The 26,415-nt window shown below is 69.1% G+C and carries 24 protein-coding genes; 11 read left to right on the plus strand and 13 right to left on the minus strand.

The features are described from left to right. The 5 genes from ASF94_RS21135 to ASF94_RS06590 all read right to left on the minus strand — a co-directional run. The coding region (locus ASF94_RS21135; RefSeq protein ID WP_156382443.1) for a helix-turn-helix domain-containing protein at nucleotides 1-357 on the minus strand (357 nt) is incomplete at its 3' end. Nucleotides 358-670: 313 nt separating this feature from the next. Beyond that, nucleotides 671-2,578 carry a hypothetical protein gene (locus ASF94_RS06575; RefSeq protein ID WP_056663381.1) on the minus strand — a complete coding sequence of 636 codons (1,908 nt, stop codon included), beginning with the start codon at nucleotides 2,576-2,578 and terminating at the stop codon, nucleotides 671-673. A gap of 99 nt (nucleotides 2,579-2,677) precedes the next feature. Beyond that, entirely contained in the window at nucleotides 2,678-3,208 is a 531-nt protein-coding gene (locus ASF94_RS21985) for a hypothetical protein (protein WP_369818643.1), read from the minus strand. Nucleotides 3,209-3,365: 157 nt separating this feature from the next. After that, on the minus strand, nucleotides 3,366-4,622 hold the full coding sequence (locus ASF94_RS06585; RefSeq protein WP_056663384.1) for an MFS transporter: 1,257 nt from the start codon (nucleotides 4,620-4,622) through the stop codon (nucleotides 3,366-3,368). Next, the gene (locus tag ASF94_RS06590; protein WP_056663387.1) at nucleotides 4,619-5,128 is read right to left on the minus strand and encodes a RidA family protein; all 510 of its coding nucleotides are present in this window, start codon (nucleotides 5,126-5,128) and stop codon (nucleotides 4,619-4,621) included. Before ASF94_RS06590 ends, ASF94_RS06585 begins: the two co-directional genes overlap by 4 nt. Nucleotides 5,129-5,253: 125 nt before the next feature. On the opposite strand from ASF94_RS06590, the gene soxR reads away from it, so the two are divergent. Beyond that, a complete protein-coding gene (soxR, locus tag ASF94_RS06595) occupies nucleotides 5,254-5,868 on the plus strand; it encodes a redox-sensitive transcriptional activator SoxR (protein WP_082493027.1) in 615 nt (204 codons plus the stop codon). 84 nt (nucleotides 5,869-5,952) lie between these two features. Here the strand turns inward: soxR and ASF94_RS06600 are convergent, their stop codons facing one another. Together ASF94_RS06600 and ASF94_RS06605 are read right to left on the minus strand one after the other, a co-directional pair. Beyond that, a complete protein-coding gene (locus tag ASF94_RS06600) occupies nucleotides 5,953-6,468 on the minus strand; it encodes an MgtC/SapB family protein (RefSeq protein ID WP_056663389.1) in 516 nt (171 codons plus the stop codon). A 164-nt stretch (nucleotides 6,469-6,632) separates the two neighbouring features. After that, the gene (locus ASF94_RS06605; RefSeq protein WP_082493028.1) at nucleotides 6,633-7,463 is read right to left on the minus strand and encodes a pseudouridine synthase; all 831 of its coding nucleotides are present in this window, start codon (nucleotides 7,461-7,463) and stop codon (nucleotides 6,633-6,635) included. A 337-nt stretch (nucleotides 7,464-7,800) separates the two neighbouring features. On the opposite strand from ASF94_RS06605, the gene ASF94_RS06610 reads away from it, so the two are divergent. From ASF94_RS06610 to ASF94_RS06620, 3 genes are all read left to right on the plus strand, one after another. After that, nucleotides 7,801-8,637, plus strand: coding sequence for a GNAT family N-acetyltransferase (locus ASF94_RS06610; protein WP_056663391.1), 837 nt, complete (start codon nucleotides 7,801-7,803; stop codon nucleotides 8,635-8,637). Nucleotides 8,638-9,070: 433 nt separating this feature from the next. Then, nucleotides 9,071-11,251, plus strand: a complete 2,181-nt coding sequence (gene ppk1, locus ASF94_RS06615; protein WP_082493030.1) for a polyphosphate kinase 1 — start codon at nucleotides 9,071-9,073, stop codon at nucleotides 11,249-11,251. Then, nucleotides 11,248-11,712, plus strand: coding sequence for a histidine phosphatase family protein (locus ASF94_RS06620; protein ID WP_200933048.1), 465 nt, complete (start codon nucleotides 11,248-11,250; stop codon nucleotides 11,710-11,712). The genes ppk1 and ASF94_RS06620 overlap by 4 nt, the downstream gene beginning before the upstream one ends. Nucleotides 11,713-11,743: 31 nt before the next feature. Here ASF94_RS06620 and ASF94_RS06625 read toward each other — a convergent pair whose 3' ends face one another. Both ASF94_RS06625 and ASF94_RS06630 read right to left on the minus strand, forming a co-directional pair. Further along, nucleotides 11,744-12,382, minus strand: coding sequence for a hypothetical protein (locus ASF94_RS06625; protein ID WP_156382444.1), 639 nt, complete (start codon nucleotides 12,380-12,382; stop codon nucleotides 11,744-11,746). Between the two features lie 108 nt (nucleotides 12,383-12,490). Then, nucleotides 12,491-13,972 carry a Ppx/GppA phosphatase family protein gene (locus ASF94_RS06630; protein WP_056663399.1) on the minus strand — a complete coding sequence of 494 codons (1,482 nt, stop codon included), beginning with the start codon at nucleotides 13,970-13,972 and terminating at the stop codon, nucleotides 12,491-12,493. 464 nt (nucleotides 13,973-14,436) lie between these two features. On the opposite strand from ASF94_RS06630, the gene pstS reads away from it, so the two are divergent. The 7 genes from pstS (at nucleotide 14,437) to phoR (ending at nucleotide 21,304) form a co-directional block, all read left to right on the plus strand. Beyond that, nucleotides 14,437-15,477 (plus strand): phosphate ABC transporter substrate-binding protein PstS, encoded by a 1,041-nt coding sequence (pstS, locus tag ASF94_RS06635; RefSeq protein WP_056663401.1) that lies wholly within the window; start codon nucleotides 14,437-14,439, stop codon nucleotides 15,475-15,477. A 115-nt stretch (nucleotides 15,478-15,592) separates the two neighbouring features. Next, nucleotides 15,593-16,564: a phosphate ABC transporter permease PstC gene (gene pstC, locus ASF94_RS06640; RefSeq protein WP_056664777.1), complete on the plus strand. Its 972-nt coding sequence runs from the start codon at nucleotides 15,593-15,595 to the stop codon at nucleotides 16,562-16,564. Continuing rightward, nucleotides 16,561-17,454 carry a phosphate ABC transporter permease PstA gene (gene pstA, locus ASF94_RS06645; protein WP_056663405.1) on the plus strand — a complete coding sequence of 298 codons (894 nt, stop codon included), beginning with the start codon at nucleotides 16,561-16,563 and terminating at the stop codon, nucleotides 17,452-17,454. Before pstC ends, pstA begins: the two co-directional genes overlap by 4 nt. Nucleotides 17,455-17,492: 38 nt before the next feature. Then, a complete protein-coding gene (gene pstB / locus ASF94_RS06650) occupies nucleotides 17,493-18,275 on the plus strand; it encodes a phosphate ABC transporter ATP-binding protein PstB (RefSeq protein ID WP_056663409.1) in 783 nt (260 codons plus the stop codon). Nucleotides 18,276-18,363: 88 nt separating this feature from the next. Next, a complete protein-coding gene (gene phoU, locus ASF94_RS06655; protein WP_056663411.1) occupies nucleotides 18,364-19,065 on the plus strand; it encodes a phosphate signaling complex protein PhoU in 702 nt (233 codons plus the stop codon). A gap of 16 nt (nucleotides 19,066-19,081) precedes the next feature. Next, complete coding sequence (gene phoB / locus ASF94_RS06660; protein WP_056663420.1) at nucleotides 19,082-19,789, plus strand: phosphate regulon transcriptional regulator PhoB; 708 nt, start codon at nucleotides 19,082-19,084, stop codon at nucleotides 19,787-19,789. Between the two features lie 138 nt (nucleotides 19,790-19,927). Beyond that, nucleotides 19,928-21,304, plus strand: coding sequence for a phosphate regulon sensor histidine kinase PhoR (phoR, locus tag ASF94_RS06665; RefSeq protein WP_056663423.1), 1,377 nt, complete (start codon nucleotides 19,928-19,930; stop codon nucleotides 21,302-21,304). Here phoR and ASF94_RS06670 read toward each other — a convergent pair whose 3' ends face one another. The 4 genes from ASF94_RS06670 to rho all read right to left on the minus strand — a co-directional run bounded on the left by ASF94_RS06670 (nucleotide 21,305) and on the right by rho (nucleotide 26,189). After that, nucleotides 21,305-22,657: an MATE family efflux transporter gene (locus ASF94_RS06670; RefSeq protein ID WP_056663426.1), complete on the minus strand. Its 1,353-nt coding sequence runs from the start codon at nucleotides 22,655-22,657 to the stop codon at nucleotides 21,305-21,307. It abuts the gene before it with no gap. After that, nucleotides 22,657-24,354 carry a hypothetical protein gene (locus ASF94_RS06675; RefSeq protein WP_056663429.1) on the minus strand — a complete coding sequence of 566 codons (1,698 nt, stop codon included), beginning with the start codon at nucleotides 24,352-24,354 and terminating at the stop codon, nucleotides 22,657-22,659. Before ASF94_RS06675 ends, ASF94_RS06670 begins: the two co-directional genes overlap by 1 nt. Before the next feature lie 183 nt (nucleotides 24,355-24,537). Further along, entirely contained in the window at nucleotides 24,538-24,798 is a 261-nt protein-coding gene (locus ASF94_RS06680; protein ID WP_056663431.1) for a type B 50S ribosomal protein L31, read from the minus strand. A gap of 128 nt (nucleotides 24,799-24,926) precedes the next feature. Beyond that, entirely contained in the window at nucleotides 24,927-26,189 is a 1,263-nt protein-coding gene (rho, locus tag ASF94_RS06685) for a transcription termination factor Rho (RefSeq protein WP_056663434.1), read from the minus strand. Nucleotides 26,190-26,415 lie beyond the last annotated feature (226 nt).

Here is a 26,415-nt window from a genome sequence, read left to right on the forward strand (position 1 = left end):
TTGACGCTTGAGTGTGGCGGCAATCTGGGCGGGCGACCAGCCTTGCTCCAGCAGCATGCGTACCTGGGCCCACAGGGCGGTGCAGGGATGGAGCTTGCGCTGCGGCCGTGCCAGCCKGCGCTGCCTGCGGCTGCGCACGCCCGCACGGTGCGCGTCGTAGCCTCCAGCGATCCGGGGACGRCCCATCACTGCCATGGTGCAGGGCGGCTGGTAGCCGTTGCGCTTCAACTCTCGCGTGATGGTGCTGGGCGCTCGATTCAATTGCTGGGCGATCGATCTTGCGCTGGCGTGCTCCAGCTTCATCGCCATGATCGTCTCTCGATCCTGCTCGCTCAGCTGTCGGTAGGTCTTGCTCATGAAGTGTCTTCAGTCCGGTTGGATTCAGGTGTTGCACTTCACTATAGAAACCGCCGTGACTTTCTTTCGGCGAGACGAAAGAAAGTKACTCGCCMGCCGGGGCGAAATCCCGGCCCCGGGAAGCAACCACCCAGTCCCCGCCAGCACCGCCCCGGCAGCGCAAGGAAGCCTCGACAAGCCCAGCCCGAACGGCCGGAGATACACAAGAAGTCCTGCGCAACGCGCAAGAAAAGTATCCACCCGCCTGGAACAAATCCCCCCCCCCCCGATAAACCACCTCACCGCAGCCAAAACCCCGCCCGGCCTTGCCACGTCACCACCAAATCACCCCTTCCTCCCCCTCCCAAAACAACCCCCTCCACCCCTCCACATACCGCGAATCCCCCGTCCCGAACGGATCCCCACCCCCCGCCTTCCGCAACACCACCAGATCCCCCCCCGCCGTTCCCACCACCACCTGGCGCCCGTCCGGGGACAAGGCCACCCCCCTCACCGGGCAGGTCCCCACCGGGTGCCGCCACAGCACCCGCCCCGCCGCGTCCCGCCCCCAGAGCACCCCCGACGCATCCCCTTCCACCACCAGCCCGTCGATCCACGCCGCCGTGCCCGGCGCTTCGGCAGAGCCTGAAGGCCGAGCCACGCCCCCCTCCAGGTCTGGGTCCAGGTCCAGGTTCAGGCCCTCGCCCCCTTCAACGCCGAGCGGCTCGCAGAGCAATGCCCCGCGCTCCAGGCGAAACCACGGCGCGGCGCGTCCGCCCACCCGCGCGACCACGCTGCCGTCCGGCAGCCACCCTACAGGCCCCACCGCGAGCCCGTCCGCCCGCGAGCGATCGGCATGGCAGGCGAGCGCAAAGGCGAATCGCCGGTGGAAGCGCACGGCCGTGGGCGCGTCATGCCTGCGGCTGATTTCACGGGCAAGCTGCAGCACGCGGGGCGCGTGAAGCGCCCGCGGGTCGGGCGCTGGAGGGAAAAGGGCGGTGGGAGCGCCGGGCGCTTGCGCCTCGGTACTGCGGCGTTGCGCTGCGGCGCGTGCTCGGCCGGCGGTCTGCCAGGCGTGTGACAACGCCATCCAGACCGGAGGCAGCACCGCTTCATCGGCGGCGTGGGCGGGATGGGCGGCCGCAGCATCGAGCCACTGGAAGGCGTCTGCTGTGTGCTCGCTCGGCGGGCAAGCCGACACGAGGGCATGCTCCGCCGCGTCGAGCCAACGCATCAGGCGTTCGATGTGGTCGACCGCCTCGGGGGGCAGGGGCTCGCGGGTGTCGCTCAGGCGTTGCGCGTAGCTGATCTCCACACCGGCCTCGCCGTGGCCGAGCGGGTCGCGCTGTACCTCGATCTGATAGCAGGCCAGGGCGGCGCCGTCGCCGTCGCCGTCGCCGTCGTCTTCATCGCCGGAGGGATGGGCGCCCCTCGCAGCCACCGGCCGGCATGCCGGGTCGGCATCCTCGGATAGCCCGTCAGCCGGCACCCGTGGCCCCGTCAGCCGCAGGGCCGCACCCGTGGCGCCGGAGGTCTTCCGGCCGCCGCCTGCATCGCCCGGGGGCCGCGTACTGATGGACCGCCACACCTGCCAGCCGCCGATTCGCGGAGCCCATGGCGAGCCCGGCGCGGCCGGCATGAAGGCGGGCAGCAAGGTCAGCGCTTCGATGCGCTCGGGCGTGCAGCAGGCCAGCAATTGCCGGCGCAAGGGGTAGCGTGCGCGGCGCTCGGCAGCGCCCTTGCGCCAATACTCGACCACGCCCTGCCAGGCGCCAAGGCACGCCGCGATGGCTTCTGGCGGGCCCTCGTCAGCGGCTGCGTCGAACGCTTGCCAGGCTCCGTCGGCGGGGTCGGCACCAGGCTGGTGGCGCCGGTAGAGCTGGGTGAAGCCGACGGGCGGCGGCGTCCGCCGGCGCAGCCAGCAGCCGACCCGTGCGGCGGCGGCTTGCAGCAGGCTGGTGTGCACGGGCGGCAGTGCGTCGGCGATCCAGAAGTCCCATTGCTGCCAGACGGTCAGAAACAGCCCGTCGTGATAGGTGTCGCCGTCCTCGTCCACATGCGCGCGGGTCAGCAGGAAGTCGGTGTCGCCGAACCAGCCGGGGGCGGTCTGGCGGCTTTTGTCCGGCAGCGCGGCGCGCAGCAGCTGGCGAAGGCCCTGTGCAGTCGGCAGCGCGCCGACGTCATGGGGCGCAGCCTCTGCGGGGGGCGGCTGATCAGCGGCAGTGGTGGGTATCGGTGACATCGGTGGCCGACTGTGCCACGGGCCCGGTGCCGCCGCCAGACGCGAGAACGGGGCCCTGAGGCCCCGCATGGTTGGTCGTTGGGCGCGGCGGATCGCCGGTCAGCTGTTCTGGCGGGTGTTCAGGTCTTCCGTGTAGTCGTGTTCCACGGCATGCCCGTCCTGGGAGACTTCCGGGTCGGGTACCGGCTGCTCGCCCGAACCCTGGCCCTGCATCTGGATTCCCCCGGGATTCTGGCTCTGGCTCTGGCTCTGCCCTTGGCTTTGGCTTTGGCCTGCGTGGTGCTGCGCGTCCTGCGGCGCGTCGCCGGCCTGATCACCGTGTGCGCCCTGCAGTTGCTGCCGCTGTGCGTCTTCCGCCGTGTCGGCGTCGCCGTCCGCCGCCTCCGGGGCGACGGCGGGCCGGCCGTCCACGAGGATCTTGCCTTCCCGCGCATAGCGCTCGAACTGGTCGCGCGGCATGGCGGCCAAGCCGGCGGCGTCGTTGTCAGCCTTCCAGCTGAGGGTGACGCTGTCGGGTGCGTGCGTCAGCTCCACCGGGCCCTCCGGAATGGGCACGGGCATGCCGTCGCCTTCGCGGTAGGTGACTTCACCCTGGATGGTGGCGTGCTGCGTTCCATGTTCTTGGGTCATCTGCGTCCTCCTCGTGAGATGGGCGCCAGCGGCGCGGATTGGAGGCTCGATTACACAGGTGCCGTGTGAACGGAGGGTGTCGGACAATGCCCGCTTTTGCAGTGCAACACCCACGCGAAAACCCCAGTAGCGCCCGCCGGTCCAATGCTCTGCGCTATCAAAGAGATAGCTTTGCGTTGGCCTTGCCGGCCGCGTTGGCCAGCCGGCTGTCGTGCCAGCAGGCGGCAGCGTTGGCCAGCCCGATGGCCAGGCCAACGCCGCAGGTCGCCGTCCAGCCGCCAGCCTGCCAGGCCAGCGAGCCGGCGGCCGAGCCCGCCGCCGCGCCGGTGAAGTAGCCCGTCATGTACACCGCGTTCAGACGGGAGCGGGCCTGCGGTGCCAGCGCGTAGATCACGTTCTGGTTGCTGATGTGCACCCCCTGCAGCGCCAGGTCGATGAGCAGCATGCCGGCCAGGAACCAGGCGATGCTGGCGCTTCCCCACCAGAGCGGCAGCCAGCTGGCAAGCACCAGCAGCACCGAGGCGCGGGTGGTCCACTGCTCGTAGCCCTGGTCGGCCATGCGGCCCGCCACGTTGGCCATCAGTGCCCCGGCCACCCCCGCCAGGCCCACCAGCCCGATCTGCGCGTCGCTCAGGCGGTGGGCCGGCCCGCCCAGCATAAGCGCCATGGTGGAGAACAGCACGCTTACGGACGCGAACGAGAGCCCGCCCAGCAGCGCGCGGCTGCGCAGCCGCGGGTGGCGGGCCGCCAGCGTGCCGAGCGACCGCAGCACCTGCCAGTAGCCCGGGGCATCGGCGGGCCGCGGCAGCGGCGGCAGCGCGCGCCAGAGCGCCAGCGCCACCAGCAGCATGGCCACCCCCGCCGCGCGATACACGAGGTTCCAGCCGCCCAGCCCCGACAGCAGCCCGGCCACGCTGCGCGCCGCGAGGATGCCGATCAGCAGCCCGCTCATCACCATGCCCACTGCGCGGCCGCTGCGGCCCGGCGCGGCCAACGCCGCCGCCAGCGGCACCAGCACCTGCGCCGCGACCGAAAACAGGCCGGTCATCACCGTTCCCACGGCCAGCATGGCGAAGCTGCTGGCGAAACCGCTCAGAAAGAGCCCGGTCGCTGCCAGGACCATCAGCACGGTGATGAGCTGGCGGCGTTCCAGCTTGTCGCCCAGCGGCACGAGCAGCAGCAGCCCGCAGGCATACGACACCTGGGCCAGCGTGACGCTGAGCGCGGCGGTGGCCTCGGTCACGCCCAGATGGCTGGCAATGGAGTGCAGCAGGGGCTGGTTGTAGTAGTTGGCACCGGCGCACAGGCCGCAGGCCAGCGCCATCAACAGCAGCACCGGCGTGGTGAGCGGCGACGTGGCGGCGGACGGGTGCTGGCTACGGTCGGCCGCAGGAGCGGGCGTGACCTGGCTCATGCCGTGGCCTGCGAGGCGATGCCAGGGCTGGGCAGCCGGGCGGAGCCGGAGGGCAATGCGTCGTCCGCGCGAAGGTAGGCGGTGGCGTCGATCTCGAACAGCATCCCGTCGATGGCCAGGCGCGGCACCGGGATCAGCGTGCAGGCGGGTGTGGGTGCGTCGCCCCACATCGCCATCAGCGCGCGGCTGAAGACGGCGAGCCGCGCTTCGCTGTGCTCCACCACCAGCACGGTGAGGCGGGCCACGTCGGCCGGGCTGGCGCCGGCCGCTGCCAGCGCCAGGCGCAGGTTGCCCAGCGCCTGCCGCATCTGTGCATCGAAGCCTGCTGGCAGCCGGCCATCGGCGTCTTCGCCGCCCTGGCCGGCGATGTGCACCACACGGGCCGGTTGCGGCACGACGGCGAGGTGCGAATAGCCGAAGCGCTGCGGGTCATAAAGCCCGGCGGGGTTGTGGAAGCGGGGCAGGGGAGCGGAAGAAGTCGAAGACCGAGCGGAGGAAGAAGGCATGGATCGCGGCAGTGGTGGATGGATGCGTTTAGTATCGAACCTCAATTCAACTTGAGGTCAAGAGCGAGGCCAGGCTTTGCCATTCGCCATTCGCCATTCGCCATTCGCCACTCGACCACCGCGCCATGCCACGCTCCTTGCATTCCGACGACGGCTCCGATCCGGGGGGCGACACGTCCGCCGCCGAATGGACGGTGGGTGAAGTGGCCCGGCGCAGCGGCGTGGCGGTGTCCGCACTGCATTTCTATGAATCCAAGGGCTTGCTCGACAGCGTGCGGACGGCGGGCAACCAGCGGCGCTATCCGCGTTCGGTGCTGCGACGGGTGGCGGTGATCAAGGTCGCCCAGCGCATGGGCGTGCCGCTGGCCGAGATCGCTGCCGCGCTGCAGGCGCTGCCGGCGGGGCGCACGCCCACGGCGGCCGACTGGCGCCGCCTGTCCGCGCGCTGGAAGGACCAGCTGGACGAACGCATCCGCGTGCTGACGCAGCTGCGCGACCAGCTGGGCGGCTGCATCGGCTGCGGCTGCCTGTCGCTCAAGGAATGCCCGCTGCGCAATGCGCGCGACGTGCTGGGCCAGGCCGGTCCCGGGCCGCATTTCGCGCCGGGCGAATCCGCCCCAGGGTCCGGACGGCGGGTGCAGCCCGTCCAGCCCGGCCAGAGCGCCGCGCCCGAACCGCTGGAGCGACCGGAGTGGATCTGGCCGGCGCCGCGGCGGGGCGGCGGCGGGCGGAAGGGTTGATGGTTTCGAGTGATTAAGGCCTGCAGCGCCCGTCGAATAAGCGTTTGTTGCTATTGAAATAATAGTATCCGGCCCGCTGGTAGCTCAGTCCTTGGCGCTGGGCGGCGCGTCGTCGCCCTTGCCCTGAATGACCGTTTGCAGCAGCGGAATGGCCCAGAAGATCAGCAGCGCCAGGCCGGTGGCCAGCAGCGCCGTGAACTCCAGGCCCAGCCCGGCCGCCACGCCGATGGCCGCCGTGAGCCAGATGCCGGCCGCCGTCGTCAGGCCCTTGACCTGGCTTTCCGCGTCGCCCTTGAGGATGGTGCCGGCGCCCAGGAAACCCACGCCCGCGATGATGCCCTGCAGCACCCGGCTGTTGTCCGCCGGGTCGATGCCTGCCTGCTGCGCGGCCAGCACGAACATCGCCGCACCCATCGACACCAGCATGTGCGTCCGCACGCCCGCCGCCTTGCCCTTGTGTTCGCGCTCCAGGCCGAGCAGGCCGCCCAGCAGCGCGGCAATCGACAGGCGCAGCACGATGCGGATGAACTGCTCGGCGTCCGGCACGTCGGAAAACTCCGCCGCCACGGTGTCGCGGAAGGTGTCCCAGGTGCCGCTCATGCCAGGCCTTCGCATTGCGGCACGAACCAGAGCGCCTGGGGCGGGGCAGGGGCGCGGGCGGCGGCAGTGGGCTGAAAGAGCGTGTTGTAGGTCATCGGGGGCAGGGTAAGGCGTGGAATCGGCGTGGCGCACGGACCGGTCAGGCGCGTGCCGCAGCCCGCACGCTAGCTGCTTTTCGTCTCGCGCGGCGTAGGTGCCGTCTCACAGGGCTGGGGCTCACCCTCGGCAAGCCGCCAGCCGCCGCACTGCCACAGCGACCGCCAGCCCGCGAGGTCCTGCAGGCCCTCTGCCGGGGGCGCTGCAGCGGCGACGGCAGCCTGCGAATCGCCCAGCGCCGGCAAGCCGCTGTGCAGCGCCAGCACCTCGCCGCTGACGGGGTGGGGCACCTGCAGGCGCCACGCATGCAGCCAGAGCCGCTGCCCTCCCAGCCGGTCTGCCCACCAGCGGTTGAGCGGGCCCTTGCCGTGCGTGGCGTCGCCGATGATGGGATGGGCGATGTGTTTGAGATGGCGGCGTATCTGATGCCTGCGGCCGGTCTGCGGCATGGCGTGCACCAGCGAGGCCCGGGTGGTGGCGAAACGCGGGTCGGCGGCCTCCGGCCATTCGAGCCGCGCCAGGCACCGCAGCGCGGTGCGGGCGTCCTGCACCGGCGCATCGGGCGGGGCATCGTCCGGGCGCAGGGCGTGATCCACCAGCGCTGCCGGGGGCGCCCAGCCTCGCACCAGCGCCAGGTAGTCCTTGCGCACGGCATGGTGCTCGAACGCCTGCGACAGCGACCGCGCCGCTGCCGGGTGCAGCGCCATGACCAGCACGCCGCAGGTGCCCTTGTCGAGCCGATGGACCGGGTAGACGTGCTGGCCGAGCTGGTTTCGCAGGGTCTGCATCACGAAGCGGGTCTCGCCCGCGTCCAGCCCGGTGCGGTGCACCAGCCAGCCGGCGGGCTTGTACACGGCCACGAGGTGTTCGTCGCGCCAGAGGATGTGCAGGGCAGACATGCGAAACGAAGCGAAGCTAAGCAGGGGCAGGGGCAGGGGCAGGGGCAGGGGCAGGGACAGGGGCAGGGACAGGGGCAGGGCGAGCTGGCGGGGGTGGAGGAAGGAAACCGGGGCGCCGATTGTCTGTCATGCCGTGTTCATGCACCGGACACGGCCGCGTCACACCCGCGCGGCACATTGCAGGCACTGGCGGTGCACGCCGACCTGACGCGAGGAACGCGGCAGCCGGCGCACCCCAGCCGCCGCCCGCCAGACCGCCGGGCGGGCCGGGAAATCAACGGGTGACCGAGCGGTCGATTTGGACTGAATGCCTGCATTCCTAATTCAGGAGAGCCCGATGAACGAACTGCCGACGCCCACCATGGCCCTGAATCCCGCCACCCTGCCCAGGGGGTCACTTCACCGCCCAGGCAGCACGGCGGGCGTGGGCGGGGCTGCGCCAGCGCGCGGTGCTGTGGCGGTCGAATGGGCGCGGCATGCCGACGAAGTGCGGGAAGCACAGCGCCTGAGATTCGCCGTCTTCGCCGGGGAGATGGGGGCGCGTTTGAACACCCCGCTGGCCGGGCACGACGTGGACCTGTTCGATGACTATTGTGAGCATCTGCTGGTTCGCGATGCAGACACACGGCAGGTGATTGGCACCTACCGCGTGCTGACGCCGGCCCAGGCCAAGCGCGTGGGCGGCACCTACAGCGACACCGAGTTCGACCTGACCCGCCTGCGCAGCCTGCGCTCGCGCATGGTGGAGCTGGGCCGCAGCTGCGTCCACCCGGACCACCGCCATGGCGGCGTGATCCTCGCCCTCTGGGGCGCCCTGGCGGACTTCATGGTGCGCAACCAGCTCGACACCATGATCGGCTGCGCCAGCATTCCCATGCTGCACGGCGGCGTGGTCAGTGGCGACGCGGCCGCCAGCATCTGGCAGCAGCTGCGCCAGACCCATATGGCGCCCATCGACTACCACGTGCTGCCGCGTCTCGCGCTGCCGGTGGAGCAGCTCGACGGGACGCTGGCCATCGAGCCGCCTGCACTGATCAAGGGCTACCTGCGGCTGGGCGCCCGCGTGCTCGGCGCGCCCGCCTGGGACCCGGACTTCAACACCGCAGACCTGCCGATGCTGATGCGCCTGGCCGACCTGCCGGTGAAGTATCGCAAGCACTTTCTGGGGGCTTGAGCGACCAGCGCGCGCAGCGCCTGCACCGCACCCATGGCCCATCGCCCATCGCTTGCAGATCGCGTGGCACCGCGTGCACGCCTCGGGCGGTCTGCGTCGACCGGCGCTGGCGGCTCCTGGCCCCTGGCTCCTGCCGGCGCCGGCCGGGCAGGGGCCCATCCGCCGCGCCGGAACCCCGGCCGGCGCCACCGCAGCGCGTGCTCCGATTCAGGCGCCTGGCCGGGTCTCCCCCCAGCCGGATTGCCTGCATGACGGTTGCATGTCGATGTCATGAATTTGTAACCTGGCCGTCTCATACTGGCGTTCGTCCGTGTTTCCCTCATCGCTGCCCATGCCGCCTTTCTCTCCAGCCAGCTTGCCCCCGCCTTCCCGTGCGGCCGCGCAGAGCGAGCCAGGCGGATGCCCGGCCACGCCGGCTGCTGCCGCGCCTGCCATGCCAGAGGCGCTGCCTCCGCCGCCCGTCGAGCAAGCCTCGCCCGCAGCCGCGCCCCTGCCGCCCCTGCCGCCCCTGCCGCCTCTGACCCTGCTGGACCGCGACCACTCCATCCTGGCCTTCAACGAACGCGTCTTCGACTGGGCCGCCCGCACCGACGTGCCCCTGCTCGAACGCCTGCGCTACCTCTGCATCGTGTCGTCCAACCTGGACGAGTTCTTCGAGGTGCGCGCCGCTGCGCATCTGACGGCTGCGCAGGCCGGCGAAACCAAAGGTCCGTACAGCACGGAATCGTTCGAGACCCTGGCCGCCCACGCGCATGCGCTGGTCGAGCGGCAGTACGCGCTTTACAACGATTCGCTGGTGCCGGCTTTCTCCAAGGCAGGCATCTGCCTCGTCTCGCATGGCGAGCGCAGCAGCGCGCAGCGGCGCTGGGTGCGCGACTACTTCATGCGCGATGTGCGTCCCTTGCTGATCCCCGTGGGGCTGGACCCGGCGCACCCCTTCCCGCAGGTGGCCAACAAGTCGCTCAACTTCATCGTGCGCCTGCGCGGCGACGATGCCTTCGGCCGCGAGAACGAGATCGCCATCGTCAAGGTGCCGCGCATCCTGCCGCGCGTGCTCCGTCTGCCGGCGGAGGTCGCGCCCAGGGGCATGCAGTTCGTCAGCCTGTCGAGCATCGTGCGCACGCACCTGGCGGACCTGTTTCCCGGGCGCGAGGTGTCCGAGTTCTCCCAGTTCCGCGTGACCCGCCATTCCGACCTTGCCGTGGACGAGGACGACGTGCGCAACCTGCGCACCGCGCTGCGCCAGGGCCTGCAGCATCGGCACTACGGCCAGGCGGTGCGGCTCGAGGTTTCGGCGGGCTGCTCCCGCTTCCTGGCCGACTTCCTGCAGTCGCAGTTCGGCCTGCCGGCTGCAGCGCTCTACCGCGTGCATGGGCCGGTGAACCTGGTGCGACTCTCGCAACTGGTCGATCTGGTCAATGTGCCGGCGCTCATGTTCCCGCCGTGGCGCGCGGCCTGGCCGGCGCAGCTGCCGCCCGGAACGCCGATCCTGGCGCAGATGAAGAAGCGCGACGTGCTGATCCACCAGCCCTTCGAGAGCTTCGACGGCGTGCTCGCGTTCCTGCGGGAGGCGGTGCACGACCCGGACGTGCTGGTCATCAAGCAGACCATCTACCGCACGGGCGCCGATTCGGAAATGATGGACCTGCTGCGCGAGGCCGTGCGGCGCGGCAAGGAAGTGATGGTGGTGGTGGAGCTGAAGGCGCGTTTCGACGAGGAGGCCAACATCAACTGGGCCGAGGCGCTGGAATCCATCGGCGCACAGGTGGTGTATGGCGTGGTGGGCCTGAAGACCCATGCCAAGATGCTGCTGGTGACGCGCCGCGAGGGCCGCCACCTGCGGCGCTATGGACACCTGTCCACCGGCAACTACAACCGCCGCACCGCCCGGCTCTACACCGACCTCAGCTATCTCACGGCGGACGAGCACGTCACCGCCGACATGGATGCGGTGTTCGACCACCTGGCCAGCCAGAACCCGCTGCCGCGCCTGAAGCGCCTGGTGATGGCGCCGTTCCATCTGCAGCGGGCCATGCTCGACTGCATCGAAGCGGTGGCCGCGGCTGCGGAGCGCGGCGAGGACGCCCGCATCGTCGCGAAGATGAATGCGCTGACCGACGAGGCCCTGATCCACGCGCTGGTGCGGGCCGGCCAGTGCGGGGCGCGCATCGACCTGATCGTGCGCGGCGCCTGCATGCTGCCGGCGCAGGTGCCGGGCGTGACGGACAACATCCGCGTGCGCTCGGTGATCGGCCGGTTTCTGGAGCACACGCGGGTGTTCTACTTCCGCAGCGGCGCCAAGGAATCGCTCTACCTCTCCAGCGCCGATTGGATGAACCGCAACATGCTGCGCCGCGTGGAGCTGGCCTGGCCGGTGACCGATGGGCGCCTGCGCCAGCGCATCATCGACGAATGCCTGGTGGCCTACCTGCATGACGACCGCGATGCCTGGACGCTGCAATCCAACGGCCAGTACCAGCGCGCGCCGCGGCCCCTGGAGGGGCTGGGCGCCCAGCTGGCTCTGAGCCAGCGCTATGGCAGCGCACACCATCCCCATGCCCATGCGGCCGGTGCCAGCGGCGCGAAGCGGCCGGCTGGCAGGAAGGGAGGCTGATGGACCTGATCCTGTGGCGCCATGCCGAGGCCGAAGAGGCCGGGGAGGGCGCGGACGACCTGGAGCGTGCGCTGACCGGCCGAGGCGAGAAGCAGGCCACCCGCATGGCGGCCTGGCTGGACAGGCAGCTGCCCGAAGGGCTGCGCGTGCTGGCCAGTCCCGCCAAGCGAACCGATCAGACGGCGCGGGCGCTGGGCCGCAAGTTCAAGCTGCGGGCCGAGTTGCTGCCTGGTGGATCGCCTGCCGATCTGCTGGAACTGGTGCAGTGGCCGCGCCAGCGGGGCGCCGTGCTGGTCGTCGGCCATCAGCCCATGCTGGGCCAGACGGTGGCGCAACTGCTGGGCCTGCAGGCCGGCGACTGCGCCATTCGCAAAGGAGCGGTGTGGTGGCTGCGGCACCGCCAGCGCCCGGAAGGCGAAGAGACGGTGCTCATGGCCGTGCAGTCGCCCGAGTTCCTCTAGTACCGCCCGCGTCCGGCGGGCCTGCGGATAACTACTTGCGCGCCGGCTTGGCGCGCTTGGCCGCGGCCGCCGGGGCCGTCGCCACCGCTGCGGGTGCTGCAGACGCCTCTGCCTTCGGGCGGCCCGTCTTGATGGACGGCACGGCCTGCAGCGCCCTGAGCAGCGCATCGTCGGACAGCGTGGCGAGCAGCTTCAGGCCAGCACGCAGCAACTCGCTCTTCTTGGTAGTCTGGGCGAGCTGGCCCGAGCGCTGCTTGAGCGATTCAATGACGGCGTACTCTTCCTTCGGGATGGTGAAGCTGTCGCGCACCAGCTTGGGCTTCTTGGCTTTCGCGGCCTTCTCTTCGGCTGCCGATGGCTTGGCGGCAGCGGGCGCCGCTGCGGGGGGCGTGGCTGCAGCCTGGCGCTTGGCGCGCTTGCCGGCAGCTGCCTTCTTGCCGGGCGCGGGTTGCGGGGTGTGCGGGGCCGGCGCGGCTTGGGGCTCCTTCACCGTCTTATCGGCCTTGGCTGCCTTGGCTGCCTTCGCGGGCGCGGAAGCGGTCCTGGCGGCGGCGCCGGCAGCGGGGGCCGGGTGGGCCGTTGCGGTGGCGGCCGCAGGCTCGGCTGCGGCAGGCTGTGCAGCGACGGAATCGGCGGCGGAAGGGGTGGCCGAGGCGCGGGTGGCAGACATTCAGAACTCCAGTTGAAACGATATAAACAGTTTATATCGTTTTATTGAAGATTCCAAGGTGCGGGACGGGCCATGAATGATGGGCTCCCCGGCGTCCGGGCGTTCCCGTCAGGGCAGCTCCGCCACGAACTCCCACGGTGTCTTCTGCCAGGCGATGGTTTCGTCGCGCAGCAGGTGCGCGGACTGGGGGTAGCTGCCGGCCCAGCCGGGCCGCGCGCGCACGATGCAGCGGTGGCCCTGCAATTGCAGCGCAATGCCTTCCACGTCGGGGTCGCGCCGGGCGTGGCACAGCGCCACTGCCACGCGAAAGCACATCAGCTGGAGCGCGAGCACCGGGTCGTTGATGTCTGCCTCGAGCTTGCGCACCTTGCCGCGGTGGCCCATCACCAGCAGGCCCAGGCGGTGCAGCTCGGGCAGCGAGAAGCCGGCCGCATCGGTGTGTTCGAGGATGTATGCGCCATGGCGGTGGTAATCGTTGTGCGAGATGCGGCTGCCCACTTCATGCAGCCGTGCCGCCCAGTCCAGCTTCAGGGCAGCCCGCTCGGAGCCGGAGGGCGCCGCGGCGGCGAACAGGGCGCAGGCGACCCGCGCGACGCGTTCGGCGTGCGGCACGTCCACCGCGAAGCGCTGCATCAGCCCACGCACCGTGGAAGAGCGCAGGTCGGTGGCCGGTTGCTCGCGGTCGAGCAGGTCGTAGAGCGCTCCCTGCCGCAGGGCCCCTTGCGCGACATGCATCTGGTCGATGCCCAGCAAGTCGAACACGGCGCGCAGCACGCTGATGCCACCGCCGATGACGGCGCGGCGGTCTTCCTTGAGACCCTCCAGCCGCACCCGGTCTGCGCTGCGGGCCTGCAGCAACTGCGCCAGCAGCCAGTCTAGGCCCTCGCGCGTGATGAGCCCCGGTGTGCCACCGGCAGCGGAGGTCAGGATCTCGCCGACCGCGCCGGCCGTGCCCGACGAGCCGTAGGCCACGTCCCAGGTATCGCGGCGGTAGGTGCCCAGCGCTTCGTCGAGCACCGCCTTGGCGGCGATCTCGGCCAGCATGAAGGCCTGCGGCGTGAACTGGCCTTCCGGAAAGTAGCGTGTGGACCAGGCGACGCTGCCCACGCGGAAGGAGGCCACGGCCGAGGGCGTGAACTGCTGGCCCAGGATCATCTCGGTCGAGCGCCCGCCGATGTCCACCACCAGCCTCCGTTCGTCCGACTGGGGCAGCAGGTGCGCGACGCCCTGGTAGATCAGCCGTGCCTCTTCGGGGCCGGACACCACGTCGATCGGGTGGCCGAGGATCTCGTTGCCGCGCTGGATGAACACGTCGCGGTTCTTCGCCTCGCGCAGCGTCTGCGTGGCCACCACGCGCACCTGGCTGGGGGCGAAGCCGGCCAGGCGCTCGGCAAAACGCGCCAGGCAGTCCCAGCCGCGCTGCATGGCCGCCGGCGTCAGGTTGCGGTCTTCGTCCAGGCCGCTGCCCTGGCGCACGGTTTCCTTGAGGTATTCGATCCGGTGGATATGGCCGTGCTCGAAGCGGCCGATTTCGAGGCGAAAGCTGTTGGATCCCAAATCCACAGCGGCGAGCAGTGTTCCGTCTTGCATGGGTGTGCGCGGGGCGCGGGTTCTTCTGTCGGTCCAGCATAGCACCAGCGGCGCGGCCCGCCTGCCCGCTGCGCTGGGCAGGCGCAGGGGTGGGCGGCCCGACGGCCGGGCGGGGCGCAGCTTGCTCATGCGAATGGGCGTGGCCGCCGTTTTCTTCGCCGGATTTACCGGGAGCGCTGCGGCATCAGGAGTGCGGCCCCTTCGTAGGGGGCGGGGGGTGCGGGCAGAGCGAGGGCGGAGCGGTGGGTGCGGCGGCGGAACATGGTGTTTCCCCAAGGTGGATGGATGACGCCGGTTCATTCCGGCCCCCGCAGATTACGCAGCGCGTGCGACAGCTGCGTGACGATTTCATGTCAGAGGCCCGGCGGCGCTCCCCGTGACAGGGGCTTTTGCTTGTCATGTCGGTGTCACAAAGCCCACCTAGAGTCACGGCATCGATTGTTCCAACCCCAAGAGGTCTCTCCATGAAACTGTCTGCAATCCGTGTCCTGGTGTCTGCCGTGGTGGCTGCCGGTGCTTTCTCCAGCGCCTGGGCCCAGCAGGAAGCCACCGGTGCCGGTGCCAGCTTCCCGGCGCCGCTCTATTCCAAGTGGGCTGCCGACTACAACAAGGCGACGGGCGTGAAGATCAACTACCAGTCCGTCGGCTCCGGCGCCGGCCTGCGCCAGATCGAAGCGAAGACGGTGGACTTCGGTGCTTCCGACGCGCCCCTCAAGGACGAAGACCTGGCCAAGAAGGGCTTGGTACAGTTCCCCACCGTGATCGGTGGCGTCGTGCCGGTGGTCAACATCAAGGGCATCGAGCCCGGCCAGCTCAAGCTGAGCGGCCAGGTGCTGGGCGACATCTACCTGGGCAAGATCACCAAGTGGAACGACCCCGCCATCGCCGCGCTGAACGCCGGCGTGAACCTGCCTGACGCCGCGATCGCCCCGGTGCGCCGCGCCGACGGCTCGGGTACCAGCTTCATCTTCACCAACTACCTCAGCAAGGTGAACGCCGAGTGGAAGTCGAAGGTCGGCGAAGGCACGGCCGTGAACTGGCCCACGGGCGCGGGCGGCAAGGGCAACGAAGGCGTGGCCGCTTTCGTGGGCCGCCTGCCCAACTCCATCGGTTACGTCGAGTACGCCTACGTCAAGCAGAACAAGATGACCTATGTGCAGCTGCAGAACGCCGACGGCGCGTACGTCTCGCCCGACGACGACGCCTTCAAGGCGGCCGCAGCCGGCGCCGAGTGGGCCAAGAGCTTCTATCAGATCCTGACGAACCAGCCCGGCAAGGCCGCGTGGCCGATCACCGGTGCCACCTTCATCCTGATGCAAAAGAGCCAGGAGAAGCCGGTCCAGGCCACCACGTCGCTGAAGTTCTTCGAATGGGCTTACCAGTCCGGCGACAAGACCGCCGCCGATCTGGACTACGTGCCCATGCCCGACAGCGTGAAGACCGTGATCATGAAGTCCTGGGGCGAGATCAAGGACACTTCCGGCAAGGCGATTTCCCTGAAGTAATGCTGCAAAGGCCCGCTGCTCGCGGGCCTCTGTTCGCCCACCACAACACAAGGCCAAAGACGTGTCCACTACGTTGCCGGTTCCCAGCACGAGCGCCCGCGAGGGCGCGTCGAGCATTCCACGAACCAATCCTCCTTCCCGCTCGCCTCTCATCTCGGGAGTGCTCGCCGACCGCATCTTCGGCGTGCTGGCGCGCGGCGCGGCGCTGCTGACGCTGGCCTTGCTGCTGGGCATCCTGGCCTCCCTGCTCGTGGGTGCCTGGCCTTCTATCGAGAAATACGGCCTCAGCTTCCTGGCCAGCAGCGTCTGGGACCCGGTTCAGGACGAGTACGGCGGCCTGGTGATGATCTACGGCACCATCGCCACGTCGATCATCGCGCTGGTGATCGCCGTGCCGGTGAGCTTCGGCATCGCGCTCTTCCTCACCGAGCTGTCGCCTGCCTGGCTGAAGCGCCCGCTGGGCACGGCCATCGAGCTGCTGGCGGCGGTGCCGTCCATCGTCTATGGCATGTGGGGCCTGATGGTGTTCGGCCCCATCCTCGCCACCTATGTGCAGCAACCGCTGCAATCGCTTTTCTCCGGCGTGCCCTTCCTGGGCGCGTTCGTCTCCGGCCCACCCGTCGGCATCGGCATCCTGGCGGCCGGCATCATCCTGGCCATCATGATCATCCCGTTCATCGCGGCGGTGATGCGTGACGTGTTCGAAGTGACGCCCGCGCTGCTCAAGGAATCGGCCTACGGGCTCGGCTCCACCACCTGGGAAGTCGTCTGGAAGGTCGTGCTGCCCTACACCAAGACCGGCGTGCTGGGCGGCGTGATGCTCGGCCTGGGCCGCGCCCTGGGTGAAACCATGGCCGTCACCTTCGTGATCGGCAACATGAACCAGCTCAATTCGCTGTCCATCTTCGAGGCGGCCAACAGCATCACCTCGGCGCTGGCCAACGAGTTCGCCGAAGCGGGCGAAGGCCTGCACCAGGCGTCGCTGATCTATCTCGGCCTGGTGCTGTTCTTCATCACCTTCGTGGTGCTGGCCCTGTCCAAGGTGCTGCTGTCGCGGCTGAAGAAGAGCGAAGGAGCCCGTTCATGAACACCACCACTTCCACCTCGCAGCAACTCATCTCCGCAGCCGAACTGGCGCAGGTGCGCCAGGCGCGCTACAACGGGCGCAAGCGCGTGAACCAGATCGCGCTGACGCTCTCGCTGCTGGCGATGGCCTTCGGCGTCTTCTGGCTGGTCTGGATCCTGTGGGAAACCGTGCGCCTGGGCATCGGCGGCCTCAGCATCGCGCTGTTCACCGACATGACGCCGCCGCCCAACGAGGCCGGCGGTATTTCCAACGCCATCTTCGGCTCGGCGGTCATGGTGCTGCTGGCGACCTTCGTCGGCACGCCCATCGGCATCATGGCCGGCGTGTACCTGGCGGAATACGACGCGCGCGGCTGGCTCGCATCGACTACGCGGTTCGTCAACGACATCCTGTTGTCGGCCCCCAGCATCGTGATCGGCCTGTTCGTCTACACCGTGGTGGTGGCCCGCTTCAAGAGCTTCTCCGGCTACGCCGGGGTGATCGCCCTGGCGCTGATCGTGATTCCGGTGGTCATCCGCACCACCGAGAACATGCTGGTGCTGGTGCCGGCCAGCCTGCGCGAGGCGGCCTACGCCCTGGGCACGCCCAAGTGGAAGGTGATCGTGATGGTCACGCTGCGCGCGGCCCGTGCCGGCGTCATCACCGGCGTGCTGCTGGCCGTGGCCCGCATCGCCGGCGAAACCGCGCCGCTGCTGTTCACGGCGCTCAACAATCAGTTCTGGAACGCAGACCTCTCCAAGCCCATGGCCAGCCTGCCGGTCACGATCTTCAAGTTCGCCATGAGCCCCTACGAAAACTGGCAGCAGCTGGCCTGGGCCGGCGTGTTCCTCATCACCGTGGCGGTGCTCGGTCTGAACATCCTGGCGCGCGTGCTGACGCGCCAGAAATGACCGTCGCCACCCCATCGACCTCTTTCAGGTAATACGACATGCCTCTCATCAAGAACGCCGCGCCTGCCGCCCCCAAGATCACGGTGCGCGACCTGAACTTCTACTACGGCAAGTTCCACGCCCTCAAGGGCATCAACCTCGACATTCCCGAGAACAAGGTCACGGCCTTCATCGGCCCGTCGGGCTGCGGCAAGTCGACGCTGCTGCGCACCTTCAACCGCATGTTCGAGCTGTACCCCGAGCAGCGCGCCGAAGGCCAGATCGTGCTGGACGGCGAGAACCTGCTGACCAGCAAGCAGGACGTGGCGCTGATCCGCGCCAAGGTCGGCATGGTGTTCCAGAAGCCCACGCCGTTTCCCATGTCCATCTACGACAACATCGCGTTCGGCGTGAAGCTGTTCGAGAGCCTGAACGCCACCGACATGGACGACCGCGTGGAATGGGCGCTGCGCAAGGCGGCGCTCTGGAACGAGGTCAAGGACAAGCTGAACCAGAGCGGCTCGGGCCTCTCCGGCGGCCAGCAGCAGCGGCTGTGCATCGCCCGCGGCATCGCCATCAAGCCCGAAGTGCTGCTGCTAGACGAGCCCTGCTCGGCGCTGGACCCGATCTCCACCGCCAAGGTGGAAGAGCTGATCGCCGAGCTGAAGAACGACTACACGGTGGTCATCGTGACCCACAACATGCAGCAGGCCGCGCGCTGCAGCGACTACACCGCCTACATGTACCTGGGCGATCTGGTCGAATTCGGCGAGACCGAGCAGATGTTCTTCAAGCCGCAGCGCAAGGAAACCGAGGACTACATCACCGGCCGATTCGGTTGATTCGGCGGGTGTGCGCGGCCCAGCCGCCGCGCCGCGCTTTCGCTCCCATCCACACCCCGGCCCCACAGCGCCGGCAGGAGGCAATGCCATGACAGAAAAACATCTCTCGTCCCAGTTCGACAGCGAACTCAACAACATCTCCGCCCGGGTGATGGAACTCGGCGGCCTGGTCGAGTCGCAGATCCGCCAGGCCGTCTACGCGCTTTCGCAGTTCAGCGTGGAAGCGGCCTCGCAGGTCGAATCGATCGAGCTGCGCGTGAACATGATGGAAGTCGAAATCGACCATGAGCTCTCGTCCATCATCGCCCGCCGCCAGCCCACCGCGCGCGACCTGCGCCTCTTGATCGCGTTCTCCAAGGCCACGGCCAACCTGGAGCGCATGGGCGACGAGGCGACCAAGATGGCGCGCATGGTCAAGTCCATCATCGAGAGCGGGGCCGCGCGCTCGCTGCCCTCGTCGGACCTGCGTGTCGCGGCCGACCTGGCCTCGGGCCTGCTGCGCAAGGCGCTGGATGCGTTCGCGCGCCTGGACACCAAGGCGGCGGTCGCCATCCTGAAGGAAGACGACCTGATCGACCAGGAGTTCGACGGCTTCGTGCGCAAGCTCATCACCTACATGATGGAAGACCCGCGCACCATCTCCGCCAGCCTGGACCTGCTGTTCCTGGCCAAGGCGATCGAGCGGATCGGCGATCATTCGAAGAATGTGGCCGAGCTGATCATTTATCTCGTCAAGGGCAAGGATGTGCGGCACACCACCATGGACGAGATCGAATCGGCCTTGCTGTGAAAGGCAGGTGCATCGCATGAAGAAACTTCCCCGCGTGCTGATCGTCGAGGACGAGTCGGCCATTGCCGAACTGATCGCCGTCAACCTGCGCCACAACGGCTTCGCGCCGATCTGGGCGGAAGACGGCGAGTCGGCGCAACGCGAGCTGGACGCCGTGCTGCCCGATGTCATCTTGCTTGACTGGATGCTGCCCGGCCAGAGCGGCTTGCAGCTGGCGCGCAAGTGGCGTGCCGACAGCCGCACCAAGCCCATCCCGATCCTGATGCTCACCGCCCGAGGCGACGAGCCCGACAAGGTGGCGGGCCTCGATGCCGGTGCCGACGACTACATCACCAAGCCCTTTTCCACGCAGGAGCTGCTGGCGCGCATCCGCGCCGTGCTGCGCCGCCGCGCGCCCGAACAGGCCGGCGAGAGCGTCACCATCGCCGAGCTGGTGCTGGACGCCGCCACCTACCGCGTGAGCTACCAGGGCCAGCAGATCAAGGTCGGCCCGACCGAGTTCAAGCTGCTGCACTACCTCATGACCCACTCCGAACGTGTGCACAGCCGTGCGCAGCTGCTCGACAAGGTGTGGGGCGACCATGTGTTCATCGAGGAGCGCACGGTGGACGTGCATGTCAAGCGCCTGCGCGAAGCCTTGGGGGCGGCCGGCGTGATGGTGGAAACCGTGCGCGGCGCCGGCTACCGGCTGACGGCGCAGCCCCAGCGGCTGATGCAGGCGTGAATTCCGGCGCATCGCATCCGGCGTACGGCGTGGCTGCGGCCACGCGGCCGGGCGCTGCAAGCATCCCTGTGGGCTCCTGAGGAGTGATACCGCACCTCACGGCCCTGTCCTGGCCCGTCCGTCTGTGCCTGCACATCCATGCTTTCGCGAATCTTCTATTTCCTGATGTTCCAGGCGGCCGGCGCCGCGCTGGGCTGGTGGCGGGGCGGCCCGTGGGCCGCCGTTTTCGGGGCTGGCGTCGCGTCCTGGGCCTGGTTCGTGTGGGACTGGTGGCGCAGCGCGCGCGTGCTGGCCTGGCTGCGGGAGGGCGACATCGCCCGCGCGCCGCGGCTGCGCGGCAGCTGGGGCGAGGTGGCCGACCGCGCCCGCCGCCTGCTGCGCCAGCGCGACCAGCAGATCGAAAGCGCCGAGCGCCGCATCGCCGAGATTCTGGAAGCGCTGCAGGCATCGCCCAACGGCGTGGTGCTGCTGGACGCACAGGGCCACATCGAATGGTGCAACCAGACGGCCGCCAACCACCTGGGCTTCGACGCCGAGCGCGACCTCATGCAGACCATCGGCAACCTGGTGCGCGACCCCGACTTCACGGCCTACTTCGGCGGGCAGGACTTTGCCCAGAGCGTGGTGCTGCAGGGCCGCGACAGCACGGCGTCGCGGCCGGTACGCATCTCGGTGCAGGTGCACCCCTATGGCGACGGGCGCCGGCTGCTGCTGTCGCGCGACGTGACCGCGCTGGAACAGGCCGAGGCCATGCGGCGCGACTTCGTCGCCAACGTGTCGCACGAGATCCGCACGCCGCTCACGGTGTTGATGGGCTTCGTCGAGACCCTGCAGACCCTGCGGCTGGCGGAAGAAGAGCGCGAGCGCTATCTGGGCATGATGGCTCAGCAGGCCGCCCGCATGCAGAGCGTGGTGCAGGACCTGCTCACCCTCTCGCGGCTGGAAGGCAGCCCGCTGCCCAGCCTGCACGACTGGACACCGGTCGAAACCCTGCTGCGCCGCTGCGAGGACGAAGGCCGGGCGCTTTCGGCCATGCTGGGCCATGCGCAGCAGCGCGAGCACGTGTTCGTGTTCCCGGATGCGCAGGAACTGCGCGCGGCGGGGCAGGTCGCCGGCTCGGCGGTCGAATTGCAGAGCGCGTTGTCGAATCTGGTGAACAACGCGGTGCGCTACACGCCGCTGGGTGGCCGCATCGAGGTGAGGTGGGAGCGGCTGGAAGATGGCCGGGCGCGCTTTTCGGTGCGCGACACGGGTCCGGGCATCGAGGCGGTGCACATACCTCGCCTGACCGAGCGCTTCTACCGGGTGGACCGCAGCCGCTCGCGCGAGACCGGCGGCACCGGCCTGGGCCTAGCCATCGTCAAGCACGTGGTGCAGCGGCACGGCGCCACGCTGCACATCACCAGCACGCTGGGGCAGGGCTCGGTGTTCTCCGTCACCTTCCCGGCCCAGCGGCTGCTGCCCCAGCAGCCGCTGTCGGTACGGGCCGACGCCACGCCCCGGCTGGCTGCCTGATCAGGCGGGGCGTTCGGACGCCGCGCGCCGGAGCACCCGTGCCAGCATGGCGGTGAAGACCATCGCCGTGATGGCCAGCGCCGCCGCGCTGGCGGCCCAGAACGGTGCGGGCGATGCTTGAGGCGGCCAGCGGCCCACGCCGTGGTAGGCCAACACATAGCCGCCCGCGAGCCCGGCGCCCCAGAGCAGCACGCAGTACACCACCAGCGGAGCAATGGTCACGCGGTAGCTGCGCAGGACGAAGATGCAGACGGTCTGCAGGGCGTCTGCCGCGTGGTAGCCCGCCACCCAGGGCAGCAGGCTTGCCGCGGCCAGCACCACCTGGGCGTCGCGAGAGTACCAGGCGGCGATAGGCTCTTTTGCTATTAATAATATAGCTGAAAGCCCAATGCCTATGAGCGCTGCGAGCCGAAAACCCATCCAGACCAGCGCGCGGGCGCGGTCCTCGTCGCCTGCGCCGCGCCAGAAGCTGACCCGGGCGCTGGTGGCGATGGCGAGCGACAGCGGCACCATGTAGAGCACGGCCGCCAGGTTGGAGGCGATCTGGTGCGATGCCGAAGCCAGCGTGCCCTGGCGCGCGACGAACAGCGCCACCAGCGTGAACGAGGTCACTTCCACCAGGATGGAGAGGCCCGCCGGCACGCCCAGTCGCACGAAGCGCGCAAGCTGGCCCCAGTCGGGCCGTTCCAGCCGGCGCCAGAGCGCCAGCGGCGCGTACATGGTGCGGGAGCGCAGCATCCAAGCCGCCACCGCCAGCAGGCTGTAGTTGACCAGCAAGGTCGCCCAGGCGCAGCCCGTCGCGCCCTGTGCCGGGATGCCGAAGCTGCCGAACGCCAGCCCGATCGACAGCGGAATCTTCAGCGCCAGTGAACCCAGCTGGAGCCAGGTGACGAACTGGGGATGGCCGAGCGACTGGTTCAGCGTGCTGTAGATGCGAAACAGCAGCGAGGCCGGCAGCGCGAACGCGAGGATGCGCAGGTACTGCTCCACCACGCCGCGCAAGGCTTCGGGCACCTGCGTCCAGCGCAGCAGCGCACCGGGGAACAGCAGCACCGCCATGCCCACGGCCGTCAGCGCCAGGCAGAGGTACAGAGATTGCCGCACGCTGGCGCCCATGGCCGCTTGCGCCTGGGCGCCGCGCTGCTCGGCCCACACCGGCAGCAGGGCCTGCAGCACGCCCATCAGCGATACATAGACGCTGATGAATACCGCCGAGCCGATGGACAGCGCCGCCAGCGCGGCTTCGGAATGCCGGCCGGCGACGATGGTGTCGGTGACGCCGAAAGCCATGACGGCCAGCTGGCCCGCCAGCACGGTGCCGGCGTGGCGCAGCACCGTGGCGCGCTCGCTCATCAGCGCTGCGGCGGCGTGCGGCGAAGCACGACCACCCGGTCGTTCCTGTCGGTCGGCCGCATGATGTTGGCGACCGGTGTCCACTCGCGCCGTGGCAGCACCGAGGCGTAGGGCGGGCTGGCGGCGGCGTCCGCCACCAGCCAGTTGCAGCCGGCGCTTTGCTGGCTGCTGGCCAGGTCCAGCTCGCCGTGATAGATCAGCGCCGCGATTTGCGAGCGTCCCAGACCGTAGGTCGCCACGCAGCCGGGCGCATCCCCCATCACCGCCCGCACGGCCTGCATCTGCAACCGGTAGCTGCGGCCATGGTCCAGCAGCGGCAGCCACAGGGTCATCAGCAGCAGCCAGCCCAGCGTGGCACCGCTGGCCGGTAGCACCAGGCTTTTCCAGAGCGGCGCGCGGTTGCGTGCCGCGCGCCACCACACCAGGGCGCACCAGGCCAGCGTGGCCGCAAGGGCGGCCGCGAACTGCACGGCCGAGAACGATGCGACGAAGTCGGGCGCCAGGCGGGCGATGTTGCGGGCCGGCTTGGCCGGCACGCCGGTTTGCACCGCCAGCCAGATCACCCAGATCGCGATGGCCGAAGCGCTGAAGAACAGCAGCGTGAACCAGTCGATGAGCGCGGAGATGCTGCGCCGCAGGGTCGGCAAGGCGAAGGCGGCCAGCGCCGCCATGGCGGGCAGGGCCAGCATCAGCGCGCGGTCGGCGGGGCGGGTGGTGAGCGTGGCGCCCACCGACACCGCGACGAACCAGAGCGGCAGCAGCAGATGGCGGTGGCGCTCCTGGCTCACGATCTGCCGGCGCCAGCGCCAGACGGTCCAGATCGCCAGGGGCCAGGCCGGCCAGGAAAACCACAGCAGCAGACGGGCCAGGCTGTCCCACTCCTTGGCGCCCTCAGAGTCGACGATGCGCCAGCGCCAGAGGTCGAGCCGCCAGGCCAGCCAGGCCGACAGCAGCGTCAGCGCCAGCAGGGCGGCCGCCCAGGGCCAGCGGCGGCGCGGCGTGGCCGCGGCCGTGGTGCCGACCAGCAGGGCGCCGCCGGCCCCCAGCAGGGCGGCCATGGCGGGTGCGCCGCTCAGCACCAGTCCGCCCAGCCCTGCCGTGGCGGCGATGAGCGGGCCGGTGGTGCGCACGGGGAGCGCGGCGGCGGCATGGAAGAGCAGCGCGGTGCAGGTCAGCTGCGTGACGTAGCTGGTGGTTTCGTGCGACAGCTGGGCCAGGCCCAGGCAGGCGATCAACGCCAGCAGGCCGGCGTCTGCCAGGGTGCGGGCATAGTCGGCCGGGTTGGCTTCGCCGCCGAAGGCGAACGCGACCGGCTGCGCGCCCGGGCTGCGCGCCAGGTGGTAGACGCTGTACCAGGTGGCGGCCAGCGTGACGGCCAGCAGGGCCATGAACGGCAGGCGGGCGGCCATCTCGGGCGCCAGCCAGCCGGACGTCCACTGGATCGCCCAGGCGCCCAGCCAGTAGGGCAGCAGGCCATCGGTATCGGGCGGCAGGCCTGCCATCAGCGGAGCGCCCCACGGGGTGTGGCCCAGAGCCAGTTCGCGCATGTAGCCGAAGGCCGTGATGTCCGCGCTCTTCCACGGGTCGCGGCCGACGAATCCAGGCACCACATAGGCGAGGCACAGCAGCAGCAAGGCCCAGCGCGGCAGGGCGCGCACGGCGCTCTGGGGCACGATGGCGGGGGTCGGTTGGATCACGCGGCGGTCAGGTCAAAGCGAAGGGGAAAGGCGTCGGCCCGGGGAGCCTGGCGCACCGGAAGACATCGGCCGGGCGCCATGAAAAAAGGCAGCACGGCGAACCGGGCTGCCTTCTCTGGGCCGTGGGGTGGCGCGGTGCCGGGCATGGTGCCACAGCACAGGCCGCCCGTGGCGGCCAGGGCTTTACTTCGCTGCCGTGGTGGTCTTGCCGAAACGGTTGCGGAAGCGCTCGACGCGGCCACCCATGTTGTCCACCGACTTTTGCGTGCCGGTGTAGAAGGGGTGCGACTCGGAGGACGTATCCAGCTTGAACAGCGGGTATTCCTTGCCTTCGAAGGTTTCGGTTTCCTTCGTGTTGACGCACGAACGGGTCACGAACTTGAAGCCGTTGGACAGGTCCGAGAACAACACTTCGCGGTAGTTGGGGTGAATGCCTTCTTTCATGATCTTCCTTCTGATGCAAGTGCGGGAGCCGCGCCGGCCAGTCCGGCGTACTTTCCGCAAGAAAAAGCCCGCCATTATGGCATGGCGGGCTGCGGTGTGGTTTTTTTCGAGAGAGCCCGGGCCGGCGCTCAGCCGCCCCGACGCATCATGTCGAAGAAGTCCACGTTGGTCTTGGTGGCCTTCATGTTCTTGATCATCAGCTCCATCGACTCGATCTCGTCCATGTTGTACATGAACTGGCGCAGGATGCGGGTCTTCTGCAGGATCTCGGGCGGCAGCAGCAGCTCTTCGCGGCGGGTGCCGCTCTTGTTGAGCTCGATGGCGGGGAACACGCGCTTTTCGTAGAGGCGGCGGCTCAGGTGCACTTCGCAGTTGCCGGTGCCCTTGAACTCTTCGAAGATCACTTCGTCCATGCGGCTGCCGGTGTCGACCAGCGCGGTGGCGATGATGGTCAGCGAGCCGCCTTCCTCGACCTTGCGGGCTGCGCCGAAGAAGCGCTTGGGGCGCTGCAGCGCAGCAGCGTCCACGCCGCCCGACAGCACCTTGCCGGAAGAGGGCACGACGTTGTTGTAGGCGCGGGCCAGGCGGGTGATGGAGTCCAGCAGGATCACCACGTCCTTCTTCAGTTCGACCAGGCGCTTGGCGCGCTCGATCACCATCTCGGCCACATGCACGTGGCGGGCGGCGGGCTCGTCGAAGGTGGAGGCGATGATTTCGCCCTTCACCGAGCGCTGCATCTCGGTCACTTCTTCAGGGCGCTCGTCCACCAGCAGCACCATCAGGTGCACGTCGGGGTTGTTGGCCGTGATGGCGTGCGCGATGTGCTGCATCATCACCGTCTTGCCGCTCTTGGGCGGGGCCACCACCAGGGCGCGCTGGCCGCGGCCGATGGGCGAGACGATGTCGATGATGCGGCCGGTGATGTTCTCTTCGCCCTTGATGTCGCGTTCCAGCTTCATCTGTTCCTTGGGGAACAGCGGCGTCAGGTTCTCGAACATCACCTTGTGCTTGTTCTGCTCCGGCGGGCCGTCGTTGACCTTGTCGAGCTTGGTGAGCGCGAAATAACGCTCGCCGTCCTTAGGCGTGCGCACTTCGCCTTCGATCATGTCGCCGGTGTGCAGGTTGAAGCGGCGCACCTGGCTGGGCGAGATGTAGATGTCGTCCGTACTGGCCGTGTAGCTGGTGTCGGGGCTGCGCAGAAAGCCGAACCCGTCGGGCAGGATCTCCAGCACGCCATCGGCGAACACCTGCTCGCCCGCCTTCGCCCGCTTCTTGATGATGGCGAACATCAATTCCTGCTTGCGCATGCGGCCGGTGTTTTCGATCTCAAGCTCTTCGGCCTGCTTGAGGACTTCAGACACGTGCAGTGCCTTGAGTTCGTTTAAGTGCATGGGGAGACTCCTTGGCGGAGTGGATGTGAATCAGAGCAGAGGGGGAGGGGGCTTTGAGCGCCGTGGGGGCCGTCGTGCGAGCCTGGCGAGCCTGGGATCTGGAACCGGCAGCCTATGCGTGCAGGCCGGTGATCGCTGGAGATTATGACAGGAAAAAAATCAGAGGGACCCGCATGGATCGTTGTCTGGCGGCCTCGGTCATCAGAGGGGCGGGCGGCGAGCGCGG

Source organism: Acidovorax sp. Leaf160 (genome assembly GCF_001424265.1).
Classification (GTDB): domain Bacteria; phylum Pseudomonadota; class Gammaproteobacteria; order Burkholderiales; family Burkholderiaceae_C; genus Paracidovorax.